Raw genomic sequence first — 21,733 nt, forward strand, 5'->3', positions numbered from 1 at the left:
GTGGTCGGGGGCTGACAACCTGGGGTCGTGATCGATGGCATGGGGTGGGCGGGGTGAGTGGGGCGGCTCCGGGCGGGATCGGGCCACGCGACCTGGCAGTACGCGACTGGCGGCGGATCCTGGTCGTGGGCGTACGCGGAACGCTGGTGGTGCTCTGGCTGCTCTGGGCGATGCTTGCCTGGTGGTCGGCACCCCGTCCGGCCGACGCCGACCAGGCGCGACGGGACATCGCCGACGGCTCGGTGACGAGTGTCGACATCGGAACGTACTGGAACGACGGTGGGTTCTGGGGCCGGAAACGGATCCTGGAAGGTGGGCCCGACGGAAGCCAGGTCGCCTGGACGACGGAGACCGGCCGGGTCCGGTACACCGAGGTCGGTTACGGGTACCCCGACGGAACATTGGCCGCCCCGGACGGGAGCATCCCGGCACGGGGCCGCCCGCTCGTCGCGGAACTCCAGGCCGCGGCGGGCGTCAACGGTACGGGAGTGGTCCACCCGCTCATCCGTACGGCGTACTGGCTCGCGGTGTCCCTGATGGCCGTGTTCCTGATGGCCCTGGTCTCGGGGCCGGCACCGATCGGGGGTACGAAGTGGTACTGGTTCTGGCTCTCCTGGATCCCCTTCGGGCTGGGCGTCCTTGCCTGGGTCACCCGGGAACCCTGGCTGTACGGGCCGCAGACCGCACTCGCGCAGGAACTCGTCGGCATCGACGGGCCGATCGCGAGGAGGCGCTCCAACGGTTTCGAGGGCTTCGCGCTCCTCATCGTCATGGGGATCGCGATCGGCTTCGCGCTGTACGGACTGGGCCGGCTGCTCGGCCCGACCGTCGTACCCGGAATTCTCTGACGACAACGCGGCCCGACCGGGGTGGTCGGACCGCGCGGGCGGCGGGGATCCGGCTTGGTCAGTCGCCGGAGTCGGCGGAACCGCCGGAGTTCGCCGAATCGCCGCCCCCACCGCCACGCTTGCGCACCGGGGCCGGCGAGTCGTCCGGGCTGTCGTTGCCCGCCTTCGGCTTGCCCGGCGCAGGCTTGCCCTTGTCGCCCGTTCCGGTCGCCTTCTTGGCCGGCGGCGGGGCGGGGGAGTCGGCGGCCGAGGCGTTCGCACTGTCCGCCGACTCGGGTGACGGATCCACCCACTGCGGGTCACCCGGACTGTCCGACGCCGAGTTCGTGGAGTCGAACGGCGACTGGTACGGGCTGTCGGCGGACTCCGGTGAGTCGTCGGCGGCTACCTGGTCGACCTGGGTGTTCACCTGGATCGGGCTGACCTTGTCGCGCAGTTCGATGCCGGCGTCGGCGGTCGCGGCGCCAGCCGTGAGCCCGGCGACCAGTGCGGCGGCCCCCGCTCCGGCGATGATCCGCCACGGTCGATTGATGTGCATGGCATCCTCCTCGGTGTCTGTCTGCCTGTGCCTCCAGCCTCGGCTCCGTCGATGAGGTGCGACTGAACGCAACGTGAGACCTCCTTCATCCGTGCCCCGAGCCGCACCCGTGCGGTCAGGTGGGCGGGCGGAGTCGGCGGGCGCTGTCCAACCACCGGGTGGCCAGGTCCAGCCGGGCGCGGGTGTTGGTCGGCCAGTCCCGTTCCTGCACCCGGTGCGGGCCGGTGGCCAGGGACAACACCACCGCCGAGGTCCGGTAACGCAGGTCGGCGGGGTCCACCACCCGTTCGAACGCGGCCAGGTACGCCGCCCCCGCCCGCAGGATGGTGCCGGCCCGTTCGCCGTTCATCTGGGCCAGTACGGAGAGGTGCCCGAGCAGGCAGGCAAGGTCGTCCAACCGTTCGCCCGGCCCGGCGGTGTCGACGTCGAGCAGGCCGCAGATCCGGCCGCCGGAAACCAGCAACTGGCCCTCGTACAGGTCGCCGTGCACAACGGTGCCGGGTTCCGGACCGGACTCACACATGATTGCCTCGGCCAGGCTTCGCGCCTGCTCCGCCACGCTGGGCAGGGCGGCGGCGAGGACCGAGGCGTAGTGCGGTGACTTCTCCCGCCAGGACCGCCGGGGTCGACCGTCCGCCAACTCGGCGGGCAACCGGTCGAGCATGGCCAGCACCGCCCGCCCCGGCGGTGGCGGCTGCCGGGCGTGCAGCGCCTGCCGGAGCGTACGGCCGGGAAGCGCCTGCAACACCAGCAGCCCGTCCGGGGTGTAGCCCAGGCTCGGCGCGACCGGCAGGCCCGAGTCAACCAGCAGTCGGTGCCGTTCGTGCAGGTCACGTACCTGATCGCGGCGGACAACCTTCAGGAAGAGCCGGTGCCGGCCCCCGATCGCCTCGATCACCGCCCGCCGTCGCGGCCGGTACGCCCGCACCTCCAGCCGTACCGGGCCGCCGTCACCGAGGCCGAGGTCACGCAGGAGTACGGCAACCGCCCGCTCGTCGTACGCGGTGCGCAGCGCCGGCAGATCCGGGTCGTACGGGAAACGCCAGGCGGCCACCCGGTCGGTCCCGTCCTCCAGCACCATCGTGCCGCGTGGTGGACGACCGGTGCAGGCCGCCAGCCGTTCCTCCCGGACCCGTCCGTCCGGCCAACGGATCCGGACCCGGTACGCGGCCGTGGACCGGCGCCCCGGTTGGTGTTCGACCTGGACGGCCCGCCAGGCGAGCAGCTCACCGCCGGCGGGTCGCAGGGCGGTCCGCAGCAACTGCTCGGCTCCCGGCCCGGTGAGCAGGTCCAGATCGGGGTCGGAGTAATCACCCGGGCCGGTGAGCAGGTGCAGATCGGGGTCGGGGTGACCGCCCGGCCCGGTGAGCAGGTGCGGATCGGGGTCGGGGTGACCGCCCGGCCCGGCGGTGCTGATGGTCGTCGACATACCGCCGACGATCCCGGCGCGCGATGAGCGGCAGGTGAGCCGCTGATGAGAAACCGCTCAGCGTCGGGCGGGTCAGCGCGGGAAGCGCCAGCGGGTCTGGCTGTAGGGGCTCTTACGGAAGCCGAAGGCGGTGGCCGGGGCGACCTCGAACACGAGTGCCGTACCGGCGCCGGAGGCGTGGTGGAACAAACCGTCGCGTACGTCGAACCGCCAGTCTTCGCCGTACTTCGTGACGTAGGCGTCGGCGATCCGGCGCAGTCGCGTCTCGTCGGTGAGCCGGACCGCCTCACTCTCCAGGACCAGGTCCAGACCCTCGTGCAGGGCGTTGCTTCCGGTGGTCAGCACGGTGTGCGGGTTGTCGGCGAGGTTGCGGGCCTTGCGCTCGTCGGGGCCGGTGCAGAAGTACATGGCGTGGTCCAGCCAGACCCCGAGCAGCGGGGTGACGTGTGGTCGCCCGTCCGGGCGTACGGTCGACAGCCAGTAGAGTTCGGCGGCCGTGAGGATCTCCCGGGCCTCGGCCCAGCCGGTGGCCTCGGCGGTGTCGTCGCTGTACCGGGCGTCCAGGTCGGTCACGGGTTCCAAGGTGTCCATCACCAGTCCCATCACGCTGCGTTGATCGGCCGTCGCCGACGCTACCGCCCCGGTACGACACCCACCGGCCAGTTCGCCAGCGTGTCCAGCCCCTGTAGACGGCCGTGGTCGTACTCGGTCGAGAATCGTTCGTCGCCCAGCGCGGTCCGTACGACCGCCCGGATCCGGTCGACGTCGCCGCGTTCGGCCGGCGGCAGCGGTGCACCGACCGAGTCGCGCGCGGACGCGGCGGTCCCCAGCCACCGGGCCGCCTGCTCGTGGTGACCGGTCATCGCACGGGCTCCGGCCAGACCCTCTAGGGCGAGGGCGATCGACCGGGGATCGCCGCTGGTACGGGCGGCGTCGAGTCCCTCCAGGTGCAGGGCCAGGGCCGCTTCGGCATCACCGCGCTGTTCGGCGATGAACCCGAGTTCGGCCACGATCAACGCCACCCCGAGGTCGCCGTCCACCTGCCGGCACCAGTCGAGCCAGCGGTGCAGGTGCGCCTCGGCAACATCCAATCGGCCCTGTCGTCGGGCGGCGAGGCCGAGCCCGATCCCGGCGAACTGCTCCCCGCGCCGGTGGGACCGCTCGGCGGCCAACCGCATCGCCCGCAGGTGGTAGGCGTCGGCCCGGACATGGTCACCCCGCAGCAGGGCGATCCGCCCCAACCCGGAGAGCTGGTACGACACCTCGATCCACAGTCCGAGTTCCTCCGCCATCCGCAGCCCGTCCCGGTGCAGCCGGTCGGCCTCGTGGTACTCCCCACCGATCTCGGCCAGGGAACTCAGCACCTCGATCGCCTTCAGTTGCCCCCACCGGTCACCGAGCTCCCGGAACAGGGTCAGGCCCCGCTCCGCGTCCCGCCGACTGGCGGTCAGATCGCCCAGCGGCCGTGCCTGGGCGGCACGGGTGGTCAGCGCCGCCGCCACCCCCCACCGATCATCTCGGGCGCGGAACCCGGCCAACGCCCGATCCACCCCGTCCGCCCGCGCGGCCAGGTCACCGGAACCGATCAGGGCGTAGCTCAGCAGCCACTCCGCCATCGCCTGACCGGCCGGGTCGTCGACGTCGGCGTACCGCTTCAGCGCCCGCTCGGCCCGACCGGGCAGGTCCGCCCCGTCACCGATCAGGATCGCCAGGGCCGCCTGCCAGGTCTGCGCCCGGGTCCGCGGGACGGTGGACACCTCACCGGCCGCAGCCAGGGCCAGACCCGCCCAGCGGTGCCCCTCACTGAGCCGTCCACGCAGGAACCAGTACCAACCCAGCGCGTTGACCAGCCGCAACGCCAGGTCCGCCGCTCCCTGCCGGGTCGTCGCGTCGAGCGCCGTACGGAGGTTCGCGGTCTCCTGGTCGAGTCGCTCCAACCACTCCCGCTGAGCCGGACCGCGCAGTGCCGGCTCGGCCCGCTCGGCGAACCCGACGTAGTACAGGGCGTGGCGTTGCCGTACCCCGTCGGACTCGCCGGCCTCCCGGAGCCGGTCCCCGCAGTAGGCGGCCACCGATTCGAGCAGCCGGTACCGGGGAGGTGCACCGGTGCCGGGATCGTCCACCACCACCAGCGACCGGTCCACCAGCCGGGCCAGGAGGTCGAGCACCTCCGACGGCCGTACGCCCGCACCCGCACAGATCGTCTCGGCCGCGTCCAGGGTGCACCCGTCGGCCGGTACGCCCAACCGCCGGAGCACCACCCGCTCGGCTTCGGTCAGCAGTTCCCAGCTCCAGTCGACCATCGCCCGGAGCGTCTGCTGCCGGGCCGGGGCGCCCCGATGACCGGTGGCGAGGAGGTGGAACCGGTCATCGAGCCGGGCCACGAGTTCGTGCACCCCGAGGACCCGTACCCGGCTCGCCGCCAGCTCCAACGCCAGCGGGATGCCGTCCAGCCGTCGACAGATCGCACCGACCGCGTCGGCGTTGGCGGGGGTGAGCGCGAATCCCGGTGCCGCCGCGGCGGCCCGCGCCACGAAGAGCCGTACGGCGCTGGACCGGAGCAGCGTGTCGGGGTCGGTACCGGTTGCCGGGTCCGGCAGGGCCAGCGGCGGTACGCCCCACCGGACCTCACCCGCACAGCGCAGCGGCTCCTGACTGGTCGCCAGGATCCGCACCTCCGGTGCGGCCCGCAACAGCCGTTCGGCAAACTCCGCCACCGACCCGACCACGTGTTCGCAGTTGTCGAGTACGAGCAGCACCCGCCGATCCCGCAGCGCCCCGGCGAGCCGACCGACCGGATCCGCCGGTCCACCGCCGGACCCGCGCTGCCCGCTCGTCTCGTCGCCGATCCCCAGCACGCCCGACACCACCTCGACCAGCCGGACCAGCTCGTCGCAGGGTACGAGTCCGGCGAGTTCCACCAGCCACACGCCGTCGGCGAAGGTGGCCGCCACCCGAGCGGCGACGGCCACCGCCAGCCGAGTCTTGCCCACGCCGCCCGCCCCGGTGAGGGTGACCAGGCGATTGCTCGCCAGCAGGGTGCTCACCTCCCGGACCGCCTCCGTCCGGCCGACCAGTTCGGTCAGCGGGGCGGGTAGCTGGGGCCGGGCGGTTGCCGTGGCGCGCGGTGGTGCCAGCAGGGCCGGGTCGTGCCGGAGGATCGCCGCATGCAGGCGGTTCAGCTCGGGGCCGGGCTCCAGCCCCAGCTCCTCGGCGAGGCGGTCGCGCAACCGGCGGTAACCGGCGAGCGCCTCGCTCTGCCGCCCTGCCTGGTAGAGCGCCCGCAGGTAGCCGGCGTGCAGCCGCTCCCGTAGCGGGTGCCGGCGTACCAACTCGCCGAGTTCTCCGACCAGCGGGGCGTGCTCGCCCAGCGACAGCCGGGCTTCGGCCCGGTCCTCGATCGCCAGTAGCCACTGCTCGTCCAGGTGTTCGCGGGCCGCCCGGACGAACGGTTCGTCGGCGAAGTCGGCGTACGCGGGGCCGCGCCAGAGTGCCAGGGCGTCGGTGAGCAGCGCGGTGCGCGTACCCGGATCGGGGGTTGTCCGGGACCGCGCGACCAGGTCGGCGAATTGGCCGGCGTCGACCGCGTCGGCGGGGATCCGGAGCAGGTAACCCGGCGGTTGGAAGATCACCAGGTCCCGGCCGGCGGGCCCAGCGTCCGCCAACGCCCGCCGTAGCTGGGAGACCTTGGCCTGGAGCGCGCCGGTCGGGTTGGTCGGCAGCCGGTCCGGCCACAGGTCGTCGACCAGCCGATCCGTCGACACCGGTCGCCCGGGGTCCGTCAGCAGGGCGGCGAGGAGCGCGCGGACCTTCAGCTCGGGGACCCGGACCGGCTCACCGTCCGCCGTCCACACCGCCACCGGTCCGAGCACCCCGAAACGCACCACCCCACCGTACGCAGACCGGCGGCCCCTACCGACCGCGGCCGAAGCGCATCCGAAGTGGATCCGAAGGGCAGCTCGGCAGGGTGGGGATCGGAAAGCGCACCGGAACGAACGAGGGGAGTTCGATGTCTGACGGGAACGGCTCACGAGCACCGGTGACGATCATCGGTCTGGGGGCGATGGGTACCGCCCTGGCCGGGGCGTACCTGGCCGCCGGGCACCCCACCACGGTCTGGAACCGGACCGGGGGCAGGGCCGGTGACCTGGTGTCGAGGGGAGCCGTCGAGGTGCCCGAGGTGGCCTCGGCGGTCGCGGCGAGTCCACTGGTGATCGTGTGCGTGCTGGACTACCCGGCCGTACGCGAGGTGCTCGACCCGATCGGGGCGGCCCTGTCCGGGCGGGTTCTGGTCAATCTCACCAACGGAACACCGGCCCAGGCCCGGGAAACCGCCACCTGGGCGGCGGGGCACGGCGTCGACTACCTGGACGGCGGGATCATGGCGATGCCACCGGGCATCGGCACCTCGGACGCGTTCGTGCTCTACAGCGGTTCGGAGGACGCCTTCGTGACGTACCGCCGGGAGCTGGAACTGCTCGGCGCGGCGAGTTACCTCGGCACCGACCCCGGCCTGGCGGCCCTGCACGACCTGGCGCTGCTCAGCGGCGTGTACGGCATGTTCGCCGGATTCGTCCAGGCATTCGCCCTGGCCGGCAGCGAGAACATCCGGGCGACCGAGTTCGTCGCCCTGCTGACGCCCTTGCTGCACGCCATGCTGGCCGATCTGCCGAACTGGGCCGAACGGATCGACAGCGGCGACCACACCACCGGCGTGGTGTCCAACCTCGGCATGCAGGCGACCGCCTTTCCCAACCTGATCCGAGCCAGCCGGGACCAGGGCGTGCGCCCGGACCTGATGGCTCCGATGCAGGCACTGCTCGACCGGGGGGTGACCGGCGGCCACGGCAAGGCCGACCTCACCGTCCTGGTCGAACTGCTCACGTCTCCGGCACCGACGAAAGGAACCCCGGCATGACCAGGTACGCGGGTAGGAAGGCCGTCATCACCGGCGGTACGCACGGAATCGGCCTGGCGATCGTCCGGGCACTGCTCGACGGCGGCGCCGAGGTGCTGCTCACCGGTCGTAACGAGGAGAACATCGAGAAGGCGCGTGCCGACCTCGGCCCGTCGGTCCAGGTGGTGCGCTCCGACGCGGCGAGTCTGGCCGACATCGACGCGCTCGGTCGGCAGGTCGGTGACCGGTTCGGCACGTTCGACGCCCTGTTCGTCAACCACGGCTACGCCAGGATGGAGCTGTCGACCGACGTCACGGATTCGTCGTACGACCGGACCTTCGACGTCAACACCAAGGGCGCGTTCTTCACCGTGCAACGGCTGGCCCCACTGCTGCGTACCGGCGGGTCGGTGGTCTTCACCAGTTCCGTCGCCGACACCGGCGGCACGCCCGGACTGATTCTCTACTCCGGGTCGAAGGCCGCGCTCTGGTCCTTCGCCCAGGGCTTCGCCGCGGAACTCCTGCCTCGGGGGATCAGGGTCAACGCGGTCAGTCCCGGTTTCATCAGGACGCCGTCGATGGGGGTGGACGCCACGGCGGCGGAGAAGGAGGCCTTCTCGCAGCTCGGTGACGAGATCACCCCGATGAAACGCCACGGTACGCCGGAGGAGGTGGCGACGGCCGCGCTCTTCCTGGCCTTCGACGCCACCTTCACCACCGGGGTGAAACTCCCCGTCGACGGCGGCCTCGGCCAGCGGCTCGACCCACCCGGTCAGTAGGTCGGCGCGGTCTAGGGGGTCGGGGGTGGCGGGTCGGGGCCGAGGTCGTGCCGCAGATCGTCGAGCTCGGCACGTAGCTTGGCGACTTCCCGCCGCACCCGGTCCATTTCCGCACGGGAGGCGGCGAGCCGGGCCGCCTCCTCCCGATCGGGACGGCCGATCCACCAGAAACCGACGGCGCAGAACACGAGGAGGCCCATGCCCGCGCCGGCCGGCGTTAGCGACCATGGGTCCGGTTCCCAGGCGGAGGTGGCCCCCGGTCCGGTGACCTTGACCGGAACCGGGCCGGTGGGTCGGTCGCGGAGCAACGGGTGGATCCGGACCCGGTCGATGCGTACGCTGCCGTCGTCGGCCGTGAACGCCCCACGGCAGGCCCAACCGTCGAGCTTGTCGCCGGATTCGAAGTGGCATTCGACCACCGTCACCCTGCCCGGAACCCCGGCGACGAACGCATAGGCCCGCCCGGCCCCGGTCACCACGAGAGCGACGCCGAAGCACACCACCAAGCCGAGCTTTGCCGCCGAGGCCAGGTCAAGCCCGGTGAACGGGCGGGACCAGGCGCGGGAGTCGCGGTGGGGTCGGCTCACCGCCGCAGCGTACTGAGGTCGATCAACGCGTGATCACGTCAGTTGGTGGCCGGCGCTCCCGCGTCAACGTACCTCCAGCAGGGTCTTGCCGAAGCCGGCCCGGGACTCGATGACGGCGTGCGCGTCCGCCGCCCGTTCCAGCGGGAAACGCTGCCCGATCGTCGGTCGCAGCCGGCCGGCTGCCGCCTCGGCCAGGGCGCTCTGTGCGAAGCCACGTATCTGCGTCGGGTTCATCGCCGGGCGGAACGCCCGTACGCCACGCCGCTCGGCCGCCTCCTCCGAGATGTCCACCCACTCCCCGCTGGCCAGACCGAAGCTGAGCATCCGGCCACCCCGGTCCAGCAACTCGAAGGCCGCGCGGGCGACGGCACCGCCGACACCGTCGAAGACCACGTCGACCCCGCCGACGGAGGCGCGTACCCGATCGGTCCAGTCCGGTTCCCGGTAGTCGACCGCGACGTCCGCCCCCAGGTCCCGGGCCAGCCCTACCTTGTACGGGCCACCGGCCGCCGCGACAACCGTGGCGCCGGCCGCCCTGGCGAGCTGCACCAGCAGCGAGCCGACCCCACCGGCCGCCGCCTCCACCAGCACCCGTTCGCCGACGACCAGCCCGGCCGACCCGACCAGCCAGGTCGCGGTACGCCCGTCGGCGAGCAACGCCACCGCGTCGTCCAGCGCCAACCCGTCCGGCACCGGCAGCAGACCGGCGGCGTCCACCGAGGCCCGTTCGGCGTACCCGCCGGAGCCGCCGGTGCTGCTCACCACCGACCGGCCGACCAGGGCCGGGTCGACGCCGGTGCCGACCGCGCTGACCACTCCGCCGACCCCGTTGCCCGGGATCATCGGCAGTTCCGGCCGGAACGGGCCGGCGCCGGTTGCCCGGAACTGGGTCTCGACGAAGGTGATGTTGGCGAACGCCACCTCGATCAGGGCCTGTCCCGGCCCGGCGACCGGGTCCGGGGCCTCGCCGGGGACGAGCTTCTCCGGCCCGCCGAATCCCGTCAACCACACCGCACGCATAACCACTCCTCCGGCGTCGACTCGCTTCCTGTCCCCGGAGCCTGCAACCTCAACAACGGTTGAGGTCAAGTGCCGGTGGTGCTCAGCCGGCCAGGCGGTACCCGATCCCGCGTACGGTCTGGATCCGGTCGGTGCCGAGCTTGCGACGCAGGTAACCGATGTACACGTCCACCACGTTCGAGCCGGGATCGTGGGCCAGCCCCCAGACCCGGTCCAGCAACTGCTCCCGGCTGAGCACCTGACCGGGGTGGCGCAACAGGGTCTCGGCGAGCAGGAACTCCCGCCCGGTCAACTCGACCAGGTCCCCGTTCACGGTGGCGGTACGGCGTACCAGGTCGAGCCGGATCGGGCCGGCCTGGACCACGGTCGGGGTGGCCTGGCCGTGTTCACGCAGCCGGGCCCGGACCCGGGCCAGGAGTTCGTCGAAGCTGAACGGCTTGGTCATGTAGTCGTCGGCACCCAGGTCGAGCCCGGCGACCCGGTCCGGCACCGCGTCACGGGCGGTGAGCACGATCACCGGCAACCGCTCGCCCCGCGCCCGGAGCTGCGCCAGTGCGGCCAGCCCGTCCTGGCCGGGCAGCCCGAGGTCCAGGATCAACACGTCGAAGTCACCGCTGCGGGCGGACACGGCGACCTCGACCCCGCTGGTCACCACCGTGGTCACGTACCCGGCCGCGCGCAGCCCCTTGGTCAGGAACGAGGCGATCCGCGGCTCGTCCTCGGCGATCAGGACCCGGTTCATCGAATGCCTCCCGGTACGACCGAGGCGGCGGGCAGGACCAGGGTGAAGGTCGACCCCGCGCCGGGAATGCTGTCCACCGCGACCGTCCCACGGTGCGCCTCCGCGATCGCCGCCACGATCGCCAGACCCAGCCCGGCGCCCTCGGCCCGCGCGTGCGCGTGTTCGGCCCGGGCGAAACGGGCGAAGATCCGTTCCCGGTCCTCGGGCTCGATGCCGACCCCGGTGTCCCGTACGGAGAGCAGCACCCGGCCCGGTTCGGCCTGACCGGGACGCTCCACCCGGGCGGAGAGTTCGATGGTGTCCGACGGACCGGTGAACTGGACCGCGTTCTGGGCGAGCTGCATCAGGGCCTGGGTCAGCCGCTGCCGGTCGGCGAGCACGGTCACCTCCTCGATGGTGCCGATCCGCCACTCCCGGTCTCCCAGGGCGACGGCTTTGGCGTACACGTCGTGCATCATCAGCGCGACCTCCACGGGGTCGGGGTGCAGGAAGTCGGGTTGCTCGGCCTTGGCCAGCATGAGCAGGTCGTTCACCATCCGGTTCATCCGGTCCAACTCGTCGGTGACCAGCGCGATGGTCTCGGCCCGGTCGTCCGGGTCGTCACCCATCAGCTCCAGGTGACCCCGGACGATGGTGATCGGCGTACGGAGTTCGTGCCCGGCGTCGGAGACGAACGCCTGCTGGGCGGCGAATGCCCGGTGCAGCCGGCCGAGCATCCCGTTGAAGGTGTGCGCCAGGTCGGCCACCTCGTCGGTGCCGGTGACCTCGATCCGGCGGGAGAGGTCGGTCTCCTCGATCGTCCGCGCGGTCTCGGTGACCGTACGCAGTGGACGCAGCGCCCGGCCCATGGCCAGGTAACCGCCGGCGGCGACAACCACGATCACCAGCAGGCAGGCGAGCGCCATCAGGCGTACGGCGTCGTCGATGTCGGCCCGCCGTTCGGCACCGAACTCGACCACGACCACCTGACCGCGTACCGCCCCGTCGATGATCAGGGGTACGGCGAGCCAGCGCGCCGGACCGCCGGGACCTCCGTCGACCCGCCCGTACGCGCTCTCGGTCAGCCCGGCCCAGCGGCGCATCAGCTCGGTGTCACCGCTGAGGTCGTACGGTGGCGCCTCGGTCGCCCGGTAGAACGCCCCGTCGACCAGCACCAGCACCGCCTCCCCGGCCTGCGGCTCGTTGCGCAGCAGGTACGTGTCCGCGATGGCCCGCAGGTCGGGGCCGAACGGCTGCCCGCTCGCCGGATCACGACCGCCGACGAGTCGCCGGAACTCGGTCACCTCCTGGCGCATGTCGGTGCCGATCCGGTTCTCGAGCTGGTTGAGCAGGACCTGTCGGATAACCACCACCGAGGCGAGGCTGGCCACCGCGAGCAGGGCCAGGGCCCACCCCAACAGCCGCAGCCGCAACCCGAGGCCGAGCGGCCGGCGCCACGGTCGTACGGCCGTCTCAGTCGTCCCCGTCGTCGTCCTCGTCGTCATCGTCGCCGGACCGGTCGTCATCGTCATCGTCGTCATCGCCGGCTGGCTCGGCGTCGTCACCACCGGCCGGTCCGTCGTCGCCTCGACCGGTTGTGCCGTCGTCGTCTCTGCCGGCCGGTCCGTCGTCGTCGGCGGGCTGGTCGTCGTCGTCTCCGGTGGCGGGCTGGGCGGCGTCGTTGTCATCGTCGCCTCCGGGGTTGGCCGGGCCGAGGCTCGCGCTGCCGGCTGGGTCGGCTCCATCGTCGGTCCTCGTCTGAGCTGCCGGGCTGATGATCTGGATCGGCGGAACCTGGTCGGGCGGGAGCAGCGCAGGCAGGCCGACACCGGTGAGCAGGCCCACCAGCGCCGCCAGCCCGATGCCGGTGGCGACCTTCTGTGTGCTCATCGGACCAAGGTTGCCGGTCGGCGATGACCAACCGGTGAGAGCCGGATGAGAAGCCTCTCATCGACGGATCTTCCCAGGTCAGCGACGGGCCGCCAGATAAAGAAGTTTTCACCTTCGGCTGAGCGTCGGCTTACGCGCCCGCTGAACACTGGCGGCCACTGGCAGCAGACCGACCGTGGGGGCGGGCATGAGCGACAGCAGACCATCGACCACATCGAAAAAACGCAGATCCGGCGGCAGAACCAGACGCCGCCGGATCCTGATTCCGGTCATCGGGGTGGCATCCCTGTTGACCACCATGATCGCCGTCCAGCCGGTCTGGGCGGTCACGTTCACCGTCAACAGCACCGCCGACGCGGTCGACATCAACATCGGCAACGGCATCTGCCGGACCAGCGCCAACACGTGCACGCTGCGGGCCGCGATCCAGGAGGCGAACGCGACGCTGCCCGGTGACACGATCCAGGTGCCGGCCGGGACGTACCAGATCACCCGGGCGCCGGCCGGTGACAACGGCGACGACACCGGTGACCTCGACATCGTCAGCCCGGTGACCATCATCGGTGCCGGCGCCGCCGGGACCATCGTGGACGGTGGGCAGCCGCCGGCCGGGGCACCGGCCGATCGTCGCGGGCTGGATCGGCTGCTGGAGATCCACGACACCGCCGGCAACGTCACCGTCTCCGGGGTCACCCTCCGCGAGGGGTACGACTCCGAGCAGGGCGGTGCCGTACTGAGTCTCTCCTCCGGGGTGGTACGCCTACAGGGCGTCTCGGTGCTGGACAGCTACGCCGGGGTCTCCGGCGGCGGCATCGACCTCGACGGTGAGGGCCGGGTCGAGATCAGCGGCTCGACCATCCGGGGGAACGCCACCGGTGGCGACGGGGGCGGCATCTCCAACCAGCACGAGGTCGAGCTGGCGCTGACCGACACCGCGCTGACCGGGAACACGGCCGGTGCCGACGGCGGTGGGCTCAGCAGCGTCTCCAAGACCCGGCTGACCGTCACCCGGGGCACCGTCTCCGGCAACGCCGCGCACGGCAGCGGCGGCGGCGTACTCGCCGACTCGGAGCGGGCCAGCACGATCCGCAACACCGTCTTCACCGGCAACTCCGCCGGTGACCCGGTCTCCGGTGACGGCGGCGGTGCCGGCCTCTACCTCGGCGGCAGCGGCGGGGCGACGGTCACCGGGGCGTCGTTCACCGAGAACGAGTCGATCGCCGAGGGCGGCGGGCTCGCGATCCACTCCGGCGGAGCGGTCACGGTCAGCGACAGTACGGTCCGGGACAACACCTCCGAGGCCGGCGGCGGTGGGGTGGAGAACGACGGTCAGCGGGTCACCCTGACCCGGCTGACCATCACCGGGAACACCGCGGCGGCCGACGGCGGCGGCATCGAGAGCCAGGGCAGTGGCGCGTTCTCGGTCGTCGACACCACGGTCAGCCAGAACACCGCCGAGCACGGTGGCGGTTTCGCCAACGTCGCCGACGGCACCCTCCAGATCACCGGCTCCACCTTCTGGGACAACCGGGCCAAGCAGTACGGCGGTGGCATCTACAACGCCAGCGACGCCGAGGCGTTGATCGAGAACACCACCACCTCGGGAAACGTGGCCCAGGTCGCCGGTGGCGGTCTCTACACCGACGCGGACGCCGGCCTGCGGGTGGTCAACGTGACCATCAACCGCAACGTCGCCCCGCACGGCGCCGGCATCGGTGACGAGCCGGGTGGCTCGGTCAACTTCCCGGTCGAGCCGAGCCAGTCGGTCATCCTGCGCAACACCATCGTCGCCGGCAACCTCTACAGCCCGGAGTGCAGCTTCGCGGTCGGTTCCGAGGGCGGCAACCTGGACAGCGCCGACTCCTGCTACCTGCGCGGCAGCCGGGACCGGTCGAACGCGGGCGACCCGAGGATCGACGCGATCGCCGACAACGGCGGCCCGTCGATGACCCACGCGATCCAGGACGACAGCTTCGCCCTGGACGGCGGCGTCGCCCCGTGCGCCACCGTCGACCAGCGCGGAGTCACCCGACCGAAGAACACCACCTGCGACATCGGGGCGCTCGAACACGAGGGACCGTTCCCGGCGGCCGACCTGACCCCGCCGGAGACCTCGGTGGTGTCCGGGCCGACGTTCGCCGCCGAGCGGGCCACGTTCACCTTCGCCGGGACGGACAACACCACCCCGGTCGGCGAACTGCTCTACGAGTGCCGGGTGCTGGTCAACGACCCGACCGAGCCGCCGGACCCACCGGACCCGACCGAGCCACCGGACCCGGAGTTCATGTTCGTCGGCTGTCCGAACCCGTACGAGGTGCTCGACATCGAGCTGGGTCAGAACACCCTCGAGGTACGGGCGATCGACCGGGCCGGCAACGTGGACCAGTCCCCGGCGGTCTGGGAGTTCACCGGTGGCGAGGACATCACGCCCCCCGAGACGACGTTCGCCAGCACCCCGCCGAACCCGAGCGCGGGCCGTACGGCGACGTTCTCGTTCCTCGGCACCGACGACCTCACCCCCACCAACCTGCTCGAGTACGAGTGCCGGATCGACAGCACCGACGAGCTGGCCTGGCTGGAGTGCGCCAGCCCGTGGAGCTTCTCCAACCTGACCACCGGCTCGCACACCGTGCAGGTACGGGCGATCGACGAGGGCGACAACGTCGACCCGACCCCGGCGACGTACACCTGGACGGTGGGTTCGCCGGTCGACTGCGACACCTCGAACGTGATCCTCGGGGCGGACGCGGACACCTGGATCGACGAGTCGAACACCCAGGAGAACTTCGGCATCTCCGAATCGCTCGGTGTCCGCTCGCGGGCTCCCGGCGAGGACGCCCGTACGCTGATCCGGTTTCCGCTGCCGACGGACGTACCGGCGGCCTGTGAACTGACCGGGGCGACCCTGCGGCTGCACGCGGACGGCGAGGTCGGTCGGACCCTGGAGGCGATCCCGATCGGCTCCGCCTGGGCCGAGATGCAGGTGACCTGGGCCAACCAGCCCGGCACCGTCGGGACCGCGGCGACCACCGGCTCCGGTTCCGGGTTCCGGGAGTGGAACGTGACCGGGCAGGTCGCGGCGATGCTCGGCGGGGCGCCGAACCACGGCTTCCTGATCCGGGACTCCGCCGAGGAGGGCGAGGGCGACGACTCGTCGTTCGCCTCCCGCAACACGGTCGCGGAGCCGCCGCTGGTGCCGCAGCTCGTGCTCCGGTTCGACGGCCCGGGGGCCCCGCAGCCGCCCGCGCCGCCGGCACCGGTCGCGACCACGGTCACCTGCGGTCAGGTGCTGACCCAGAGCACCCGGCTGCTCAACGACCTGACCAACTGCCCGCTGGACGGGCTGGTGATCGGGGCGCCGAACATCGAGGTCGACCTCGACGGGCACACCGTCGACGGGCCGGGTTACTTCCCCGGCCAGCCGGGTTCCCCGATCGAGCTGCCCGAACTGGGCGGACCGGCGGGCGTACGCAACGTCGGCTTCGAGAACGTCGTGATCACCGGCGGAACCGTACGGCAGTTCGTGTACGGGATCTCGGCGATGGCCGGCACCCGGTTCAACCGCTACGAGGACCTGACCGTACGCGAGAACGCGGTCGCCGGGATCGAGCTGTCGAACGCCGACGACGGCCGCAACGCCAACCAGGTACGCGGCAACACGTTCGACGCCAACGAGATCGGGGTTGCCCTGGTCAACGGCTCGGAGAACAGCGTCCTGGCGGAGAACACCTTCACCGGCAACCTCGGGGTGGCGCTCTGGATGCAGGACGCCAGCGGCCACCTGATCGAGGAGAACACGGTCAGCGGGGTGACCGCCGATCCGACGATCGGCAGCGACGGTGGTTTCCTGCTGGAGGACTCCCGCGACAACCGGCTGATCGGCAACACCCTCTCCGACAGCGGTGACGGCGGGATCCTGATCACCGAGGGGTCCCACCGGACCCTGGTGCAAGACAACACGATGACCCGCACCGGGGACGCCGGGGTGACGGTCGAGGACTCCGACGGGATCCAGGTGATCGGGAACGTCTCGCACCTGGCGGCGGACTCCGGCATCGGCCTGTCCGGGTCGAGCGACAGCGTGGTCCGGGACAACGACGTCCGGTACAACCCGGGCGGCGTGGAACTGGAGGGATCCAGCGACAACCTGGTCGAACGGAACGACGCCAGCTTCTCCGGTGGCGCCGGCATCTCGGTCGGGCCGGGTTCGCTGCGCAACCGGATCCTCGACAACGTGGTCAACGGCTCGGCCGGTGGCGGGATCGCGGTCGAGGGCGCGGCGGTCGACCCGGAGGGTGTGCCGCTCGGCGCGAACGTGGTCGAGCGCAACGAGGTGATCGGTAACCAGGGCGACGGCATCTCGGTCCCGGAGGCCGGGCACCGGTTGGCCGACAACGTGGCGCACCACAACGCCGCGTTCGGCATCGACGCCGCCGAGGAGGGCACGATCGACGGCGGCGGCAACGTCGCCAGCGGAAACGGTGAGCCGGAGCAGTGCCGGGGTGTGGTCTGCGGTACGGGAACCCCGGGTCAACCGCCGGCACCGGACCTGACCGGGCCGGACACCGTACTGACGTCGACGCCGCCGAACCCGAGCAGCAGCCTCGGCAGCATCCACTTCGGGTTCACCGGTACGGACAACGCGGCCCCGCCGACCGCACTGCGTTTCCAGTGCCGGCTGGACCCGCCACCGGACCCGCCGGCCCCGGAGCCGGATCCGGGTGACCCGCCGCAGCCGCCGGACGTCGACAACTGGGTCGAGTGCGTCAGCCTGACCTCGTACCACTTCCTGTTCGCCGGGGTGCACCGGTTCGAGGTGCGCGCGATCGACCCGTCGGACAACGTGGACCTGACCCCGGCGACGTACACCTGGACGGTCGCGGCGGTCCCGCCCGGCCCGGACTCGACCCCGCCGAACACGACCATCTTCTCCACGCCGGACCAGGCGAGCACCACCCCGGTCGCCGTCTTCGGCTTCCGGGGCAGTGACAACGCCTCGCCCGGCCCGAACCTCAGTTACCAGTGCCGGTTGGACGCCGCGCCGTTCGGGCCGTGTCTGAGCCCGAAGACGTACTCCGGCTTGGCGCTGGGGGTGCACACCTTCGAGGCGCGTGCGGTGGACCTGGCCGGCAACATCGATCCGACGCCGGCCGCGTACACCTGGACGATCTCCCCGGCCCCGGCGGACAGCACCCCGCCGGAGACGACGATCGACTCGGCCCCGGACGCCACCACCGTCGGTACGGACGCGAGCTTCACCTTCTCGGCGAGCGAGGCGGAATCGACGTTCGAGTGTTCGTTGGACGGTTCGGCGTTCACCGCGTGTACGTCACCCGTGGCCCACGTCGGGCTCTGGGCGACCGACCACGAGTTCCGGGTACGGGCCACCGACCCGGCGGGCAACACCGATCCGACCCCGGCGGCACACGCCTGGACGATCCGTCCGGCACCGGTGCCGACGCAGGTGACCTGCGGTCAGACGCTCGCCCAGAGCGTGCTGCTGACCAACAACCTGACCAACTGCGGTAACGACGGGTTGGTGATCGGGGCGGCCGGCATCACGGTCGACCTGAACGGGTTCGGTGTCGACGGCATCGGGCAGGGGGTCGGGATCCGGAACAACGGTCACGACCAGGTGACCGTCACCAACGGCACCATCGGGGGCTTCGACCACGGCCTCCAGTTGAACGCGGGCACCGCCGGCAACATCATCTCCAACCTGACGTTGACCCAGAACCAGGAGGCGGGCATCCAGCTCGCCGACGCGGACAACGGCACCGCCGGCAACCTCGTACGCGGCAACACGCTCACCGGCAACGCGGCCGGCATCGTGCTGACCGGCGGGACCCAGGGCACCCTGCTGCTGGACAACACGATCAGCGGCAGCGCGCTGGAGGGCATCCACCTGGTCGGCGCGAGCGGAAACCGGATCGAGGAGAACCGGGTCAGCGGGTCCAGCGGAACGGGCCTCTGGCTGGAGGGGTCGAGCAACAACACGATCGTGGGCAACACGGTCCTCGACAACTCCGACGCGGCGGTGACCCTGGAGGCGGCGTCCAACGGCAACAAGCTGGAGGGCAACGAGCTGACCGAGAGCGAAGCCGGGATCAACATCGTCGAGTCCAGCGGGAACGACGCCATCGCGAACATCGTCACGAACCACAGCGACGGCGGGATCAGCCTGGAGGCGGCGCTGAACAACGTACTGCGCGGCAACGACGTGCGGTTCAACAGCACCGGCATCGATCTGCACCAGTCGTCGGGCAACCGGATCGAGTCCAACGACGCCAGCGACTCCTCGTCGACCGGCATCGCCCTCGGTTCGGAGTCGCTGAACAACGTGGTCACCCTGAACACGGCCAGCGGCAACTCGGCGGAGGGGATCTCGGTCGAGGCGGAGGTGTTGCCGGAGAGCACCGAGCCGGGCAACATCATCGACCGGAACACCACCGGGAACAACAGCAGTGACGGCATCTCGGTCAACAAGGCCGGGCACCGGATCTCGGCCAACACGGCCAACAACAACGGTGGCTGGGGCATCTACGCCGAGACCGGGAACGTCGACGGTGGCGGCAACCGGGCCTCGGGCAACACCGAACCGATGCAGTGTTACCAGATCTCCTGCGACGGTTCGGCGCCCACACCGCCGGAGGTCGCACCGCCGGACACGTTGATCGTCGACGAGCCGGCGAACCCGAGCAACAGCACGTCGGCGAGCTTCACCTTCACTGGGATCGACGACAACACCTCGCTGTTCGACCTCGGGTTCGAATGCCGCCTGGACAGCACCGACGAGGCCGACTGGGTGGAGTGCGAGAACCCGCAGACGTACGGCAACCTGACCGCGGGTACGCACACCTTCCAGGTACGGGCGGTGGACCTGTCCGACAAGGTCGACCCGACGCCGGCCACGTACACCTGGGTGGTGGCGTTGTCGCCGCCCGGCGTACCGCCGGTGAGCACGATCAGTGCCGGGCCGACGGCCCAGACCGCCGCGCGCACCGCGCTGTTCACCTTCTTCGCCAACGAGGGGGACGCCACGTTCGAGTGCTCGTTGGACGGGGCGGTGTTCGCCGACTGCGTGTCGCCGGTGTTCTACGAGGATCTGCTGCCGGGCACGCACGAGTTCCAGGTCCGGGCGCGGGACGCGGAGGGCAACGTCGAACCGACGCCGGCCAGCCGGGCGTGGACGATCACCGGCCCGCCGGTGGTCACCCTGGTCGTCGCCCCACCGGCGGAGGATCCGAGTACGACCGCCACGTTCGCCTTCACCGCGAACGAGCCGGTGGTCCGGTTCGAGTGCTCGCTCGACCTGGCGGCGTTCACCACCTGTGTCTCCCCGGCGGACTTCGCCAACCTGGCCATCGGCGACCACTACCTGCGGGTACGCGCGGTGGACCTGGACGGGGTGACCTCGGGTGAGGAGGAGTGGGCCGAGCACGAGTGGGCGGTGGTCCCCGGTCCGGACGCCACCCCGCCGGAAACGGTGGTCAACACCGGGCCGGCGAACCCGAGCCCGGTCGGTACGGCGAGCTTCACCTTCGCCGGCACCGACAACGTCACGGCTCCCGCCGGGCTGATCTTCGAATGCCGCCTCGACAGCCAGAACGAGGCCGATTTCGTGGAGTGCGTGAGCCCGCACGGCTATCCGAACCTGGAGCTGCCGGGCAACCTGGAGCCCGGTCCGCACGTGTTCGAGGTGCGGGCGGTCGACCAGGAGGACAACGTCGACCTGACTCCGGCGAGCTACGCGTGGACGGTGGCCGGTACGCCCACCGCCCCGCAGACCACCATCGCCACCGCACCGGACCTCGCCACCACCAGCACCACGGCGACGTTCACCTTCACCTCCAGCCAGCCGGGCTCGACCTTCGAGTGCGCGTTGGACGGGGCGGCGTTCGCGCCGTGCACCTCGCCCCGTACGGTCTCCAACCTCGCGGTCGGTGACCACAGCTTCGAGGTGCGTGCGGTCAACGGCGGTGGGGCCGGCGACCAGAGTCCCGCGGTCTTCGAGTGGACGGTGCAGCCACCACCGGACACGACGGCACCGGAGACGTCGATCGGCAGCACCCCGCCGGCGACGACAACGAGCCCGACCGCCGCGTTCACCTTCACCGCGAACGAGCCCGGTACGACGTTCGAGTGCTCCCTCGACGCGGGCGCGTTCGGGGTGTGTGTCTCCCCGGTCAATTACACCGGGTTGACCGCCGGAACCCACCAGTTCCGGGTACGCGGAACCGACCCGGCGGGCAACGTCGACGCCACCCCGGCGACGTACTCGTGGACGGTTTCGGCGCCGCCGAGCTGTGCGGCACCGGGGTCGGTGACGCTCGGGGCGAACCAGGACAGTTGGGTGTTGCAGTCCTCGTCGTCCAGCAACTACGGCCAGGATTCGTCGATCAAGGTCGACAGCAAGTCGGGCAACAACGCCCGGGTCCTGGTCCGGTTCAACCTGCCGGCGATCCCGTCGGGTTGCCAGGTCACCGACGCGCGGCTGCGTCTCTACTCCGGGTCGTACAAGACGGGGCGGACGTTGCAGGCGATCCCGCTCGCGGCGACCTGGTCGGAGGCGAACGTCCGCTGGAACAACCAACCGGCGACCACCGGTACGGCGGCCACCACGGCCTCCGGCAACGGCTACCGCGAGTGGGTGGTCCCCGGTCAGGTGGGCGGCATGTACGCGACCGGCAACTTCGGTTTCCTGATCCGGGACAGTGCCGAGAACGCGAACGGGATGGAGCAGGCGTTCAACAGCAGGGAGAAGGGAAGTGACAACCCGCCCAGACTGGTGATCACCTTCGGCTGATCCCGTCCGGTTACCGGACCGGCCGGGTGACCCCGGCCGGTCGACCAGAACCGCCCCCTCCGAAACCCGTCGGAGGGGGCGGTTCGCCATGCGCGCCCGGATGAGCGGGACGCGAGTCTGAGGTGAACGTGGACTGAACAACACATTAACCACGGCCGGACTTTGGGTAAGAGAGGGTAGTCGGAACGGCCATTCGCGCCCGAGTGCCGGTCGAGCCG

14 protein-coding genes are annotated in these 21,733 nt (G+C 71.3%); 4 read left to right on the forward strand and 10 right to left on the reverse strand.

Annotated features, from left to right (window positions below; genetic code table 11):
• The first annotated feature begins 53 nt into the window (after positions 1-53).
• Positions 54-848 carry a hypothetical protein gene (locus OIE47_RS15130; protein WP_326562127.1) on the forward strand — a complete coding sequence of 265 codons (795 nt, stop codon included), beginning with the start codon at positions 54-56 and terminating at the stop codon, positions 846-848.
• A gap of 58 nt (positions 849-906) precedes the next feature.
• Here OIE47_RS15130 and OIE47_RS15135 read toward each other — a convergent pair whose 3' ends face one another.
• The 4 genes from OIE47_RS15135 to OIE47_RS15150 all read right to left on the reverse strand — a co-directional run bounded on the left by OIE47_RS15135 (position 907) and on the right by OIE47_RS15150 (position 6,699).
• Positions 907-1,386 (reverse strand): hypothetical protein, encoded by a 480-nt coding sequence (locus tag OIE47_RS15135; protein WP_326562128.1) that lies wholly within the window; start codon positions 1,384-1,386, stop codon positions 907-909.
• 115 nt (positions 1,387-1,501) lie between these two features.
• Positions 1,502-2,815, reverse strand: a complete 1,314-nt coding sequence (locus OIE47_RS15140; RefSeq protein WP_326562129.1) for a phosphotransferase family protein — start codon at positions 2,813-2,815, stop codon at positions 1,502-1,504.
• Between the two features lie 72 nt (positions 2,816-2,887).
• The gene (locus tag OIE47_RS15145; RefSeq protein ID WP_326562130.1) at positions 2,888-3,388 is read right to left on the reverse strand and encodes a pyridoxamine 5'-phosphate oxidase family protein; all 501 of its coding nucleotides are present in this window, start codon (positions 3,386-3,388) and stop codon (positions 2,888-2,890) included.
• Positions 3,389-3,447: 59 nt separating this feature from the next.
• Positions 3,448-6,699, reverse strand: a complete 3,252-nt coding sequence (locus OIE47_RS15150) for a BTAD domain-containing putative transcriptional regulator (RefSeq protein ID WP_326562131.1) — start codon at positions 6,697-6,699, stop codon at positions 3,448-3,450.
• Positions 6,700-6,824: 125 nt separating this feature from the next.
• Between OIE47_RS15150 and OIE47_RS15155 the strand changes: the two genes are divergently transcribed.
• Positions 6,825-7,733: an NAD(P)-dependent oxidoreductase gene (locus OIE47_RS15155; RefSeq protein WP_326562132.1), complete on the forward strand. Its 909-nt coding sequence runs from the start codon at positions 6,825-6,827 to the stop codon at positions 7,731-7,733.
• Positions 7,730-8,491, forward strand: coding sequence for an SDR family oxidoreductase (locus tag OIE47_RS15160; protein WP_326562133.1), 762 nt, complete (start codon positions 7,730-7,732; stop codon positions 8,489-8,491). Before OIE47_RS15155 ends, OIE47_RS15160 begins: the two co-directional genes overlap by 4 nt.
• Positions 8,492-8,502: 11 nt before the next feature.
• On the opposite strand, the gene OIE47_RS15165 is transcribed toward OIE47_RS15160, so the two are convergent.
• From OIE47_RS15165 to OIE47_RS15190, 6 genes are all read right to left on the reverse strand, one after another.
• Positions 8,503-9,078, reverse strand: coding sequence for a hypothetical protein (locus OIE47_RS15165; protein WP_326562134.1), 576 nt, complete (start codon positions 9,076-9,078; stop codon positions 8,503-8,505).
• A gap of 63 nt (positions 9,079-9,141) precedes the next feature.
• Positions 9,142-10,098: a zinc-binding dehydrogenase gene (locus OIE47_RS15170; RefSeq protein WP_326562135.1), complete on the reverse strand. Its 957-nt coding sequence runs from the start codon at positions 10,096-10,098 to the stop codon at positions 9,142-9,144.
• An 82-nt stretch (positions 10,099-10,180) separates the two neighbouring features.
• The gene (locus OIE47_RS15175; protein WP_326562136.1) at positions 10,181-10,840 is read right to left on the reverse strand and encodes a response regulator transcription factor; all 660 of its coding nucleotides are present in this window, start codon (positions 10,838-10,840) and stop codon (positions 10,181-10,183) included.
• Positions 10,837-12,324 (reverse strand): sensor histidine kinase, encoded by a 1,488-nt coding sequence (locus OIE47_RS15180; RefSeq protein WP_326562137.1) that lies wholly within the window; start codon positions 12,322-12,324, stop codon positions 10,837-10,839. The genes OIE47_RS15175 and OIE47_RS15180 overlap by 4 nt, the downstream gene beginning before the upstream one ends.
• The gene (locus OIE47_RS15185; protein WP_326562138.1) at positions 12,293-12,709 is read right to left on the reverse strand and encodes a hypothetical protein; all 417 of its coding nucleotides are present in this window, start codon (positions 12,707-12,709) and stop codon (positions 12,293-12,295) included. The genes OIE47_RS15180 and OIE47_RS15185 overlap by 32 nt, the downstream gene beginning before the upstream one ends.
• A gap of 108 nt (positions 12,710-12,817) precedes the next feature.
• Positions 12,818-13,039, reverse strand: coding sequence for a hypothetical protein (locus OIE47_RS15190; protein WP_326562139.1), 222 nt, complete (start codon positions 13,037-13,039; stop codon positions 12,818-12,820).
• On the opposite strand from OIE47_RS15190, the gene OIE47_RS15195 reads away from it, so the two are divergent.
• Positions 13,008-21,515 carry a right-handed parallel beta-helix repeat-containing protein gene (locus OIE47_RS15195; protein WP_326562140.1) on the forward strand — a complete coding sequence of 2,836 codons (8,508 nt, stop codon included), beginning with the start codon at positions 13,008-13,010 and terminating at the stop codon, positions 21,513-21,515. The genes OIE47_RS15190 and OIE47_RS15195 overlap by 32 nt on opposite strands.
• Positions 21,516-21,733: the final 218 nt, after the last annotated feature.

It is taken from the genome of Micromonospora sp. NBC_01796, from assembly GCF_035917455.1.
Taxonomy (GTDB): Bacteria; Actinomycetota; Actinomycetes; order Mycobacteriales; family Micromonosporaceae; genus Micromonospora_G.

What these genes read in the sequence shown, in the direction of transcription:
- OIE47_RS15135 (WP_326562128.1), bottom strand. Translation starts at nt 1,386, where the DNA reads ATGCACATCAATCGACCGTGGCGGATCATCGCCGGAGCGGGGGCCGCC.
- OIE47_RS15140 (WP_326562129.1), bottom strand. Translation starts at nt 2,815, where the DNA reads ATGTCGACGACCATCAGCACCGCCGGGCCGGGCGGTCACCCCGACCCC.
- OIE47_RS15155 (WP_326562132.1), top strand. Translation starts at nt 6,825, where the DNA reads ATGTCTGACGGGAACGGCTCACGAGCACCGGTGACGATCATCGGTCTG.
- OIE47_RS15160 (WP_326562133.1), top strand. Translation starts at nt 7,730, where the DNA reads ATGACCAGGTACGCGGGTAGGAAGGCCGTCATCACCGGCGGTACGCAC.
- OIE47_RS15170 (WP_326562135.1), bottom strand. Translation starts at nt 10,098, where the DNA reads ATGCGTGCGGTGTGGTTGACGGGATTCGGCGGGCCGGAGAAGCTCGTC.
- OIE47_RS15175 (WP_326562136.1), bottom strand. Translation starts at nt 10,840, where the DNA reads ATGAACCGGGTCCTGATCGCCGAGGACGAGCCGCGGATCGCCTCGTTC.
- OIE47_RS15180 (WP_326562137.1), bottom strand. Translation starts at nt 12,324, where the DNA reads ATGACGACGAGGACGACGACGGGGACGACTGAGACGGCCGTACGACCG.
- OIE47_RS15185 (WP_326562138.1), bottom strand. Translation starts at nt 12,709, where the DNA reads ATGAGCACACAGAAGGTCGCCACCGGCATCGGGCTGGCGGCGCTGGTG.
- OIE47_RS15195 (WP_326562140.1), top strand. Translation starts at nt 13,008, where the DNA reads ATGATCGCCGTCCAGCCGGTCTGGGCGGTCACGTTCACCGTCAACAGC.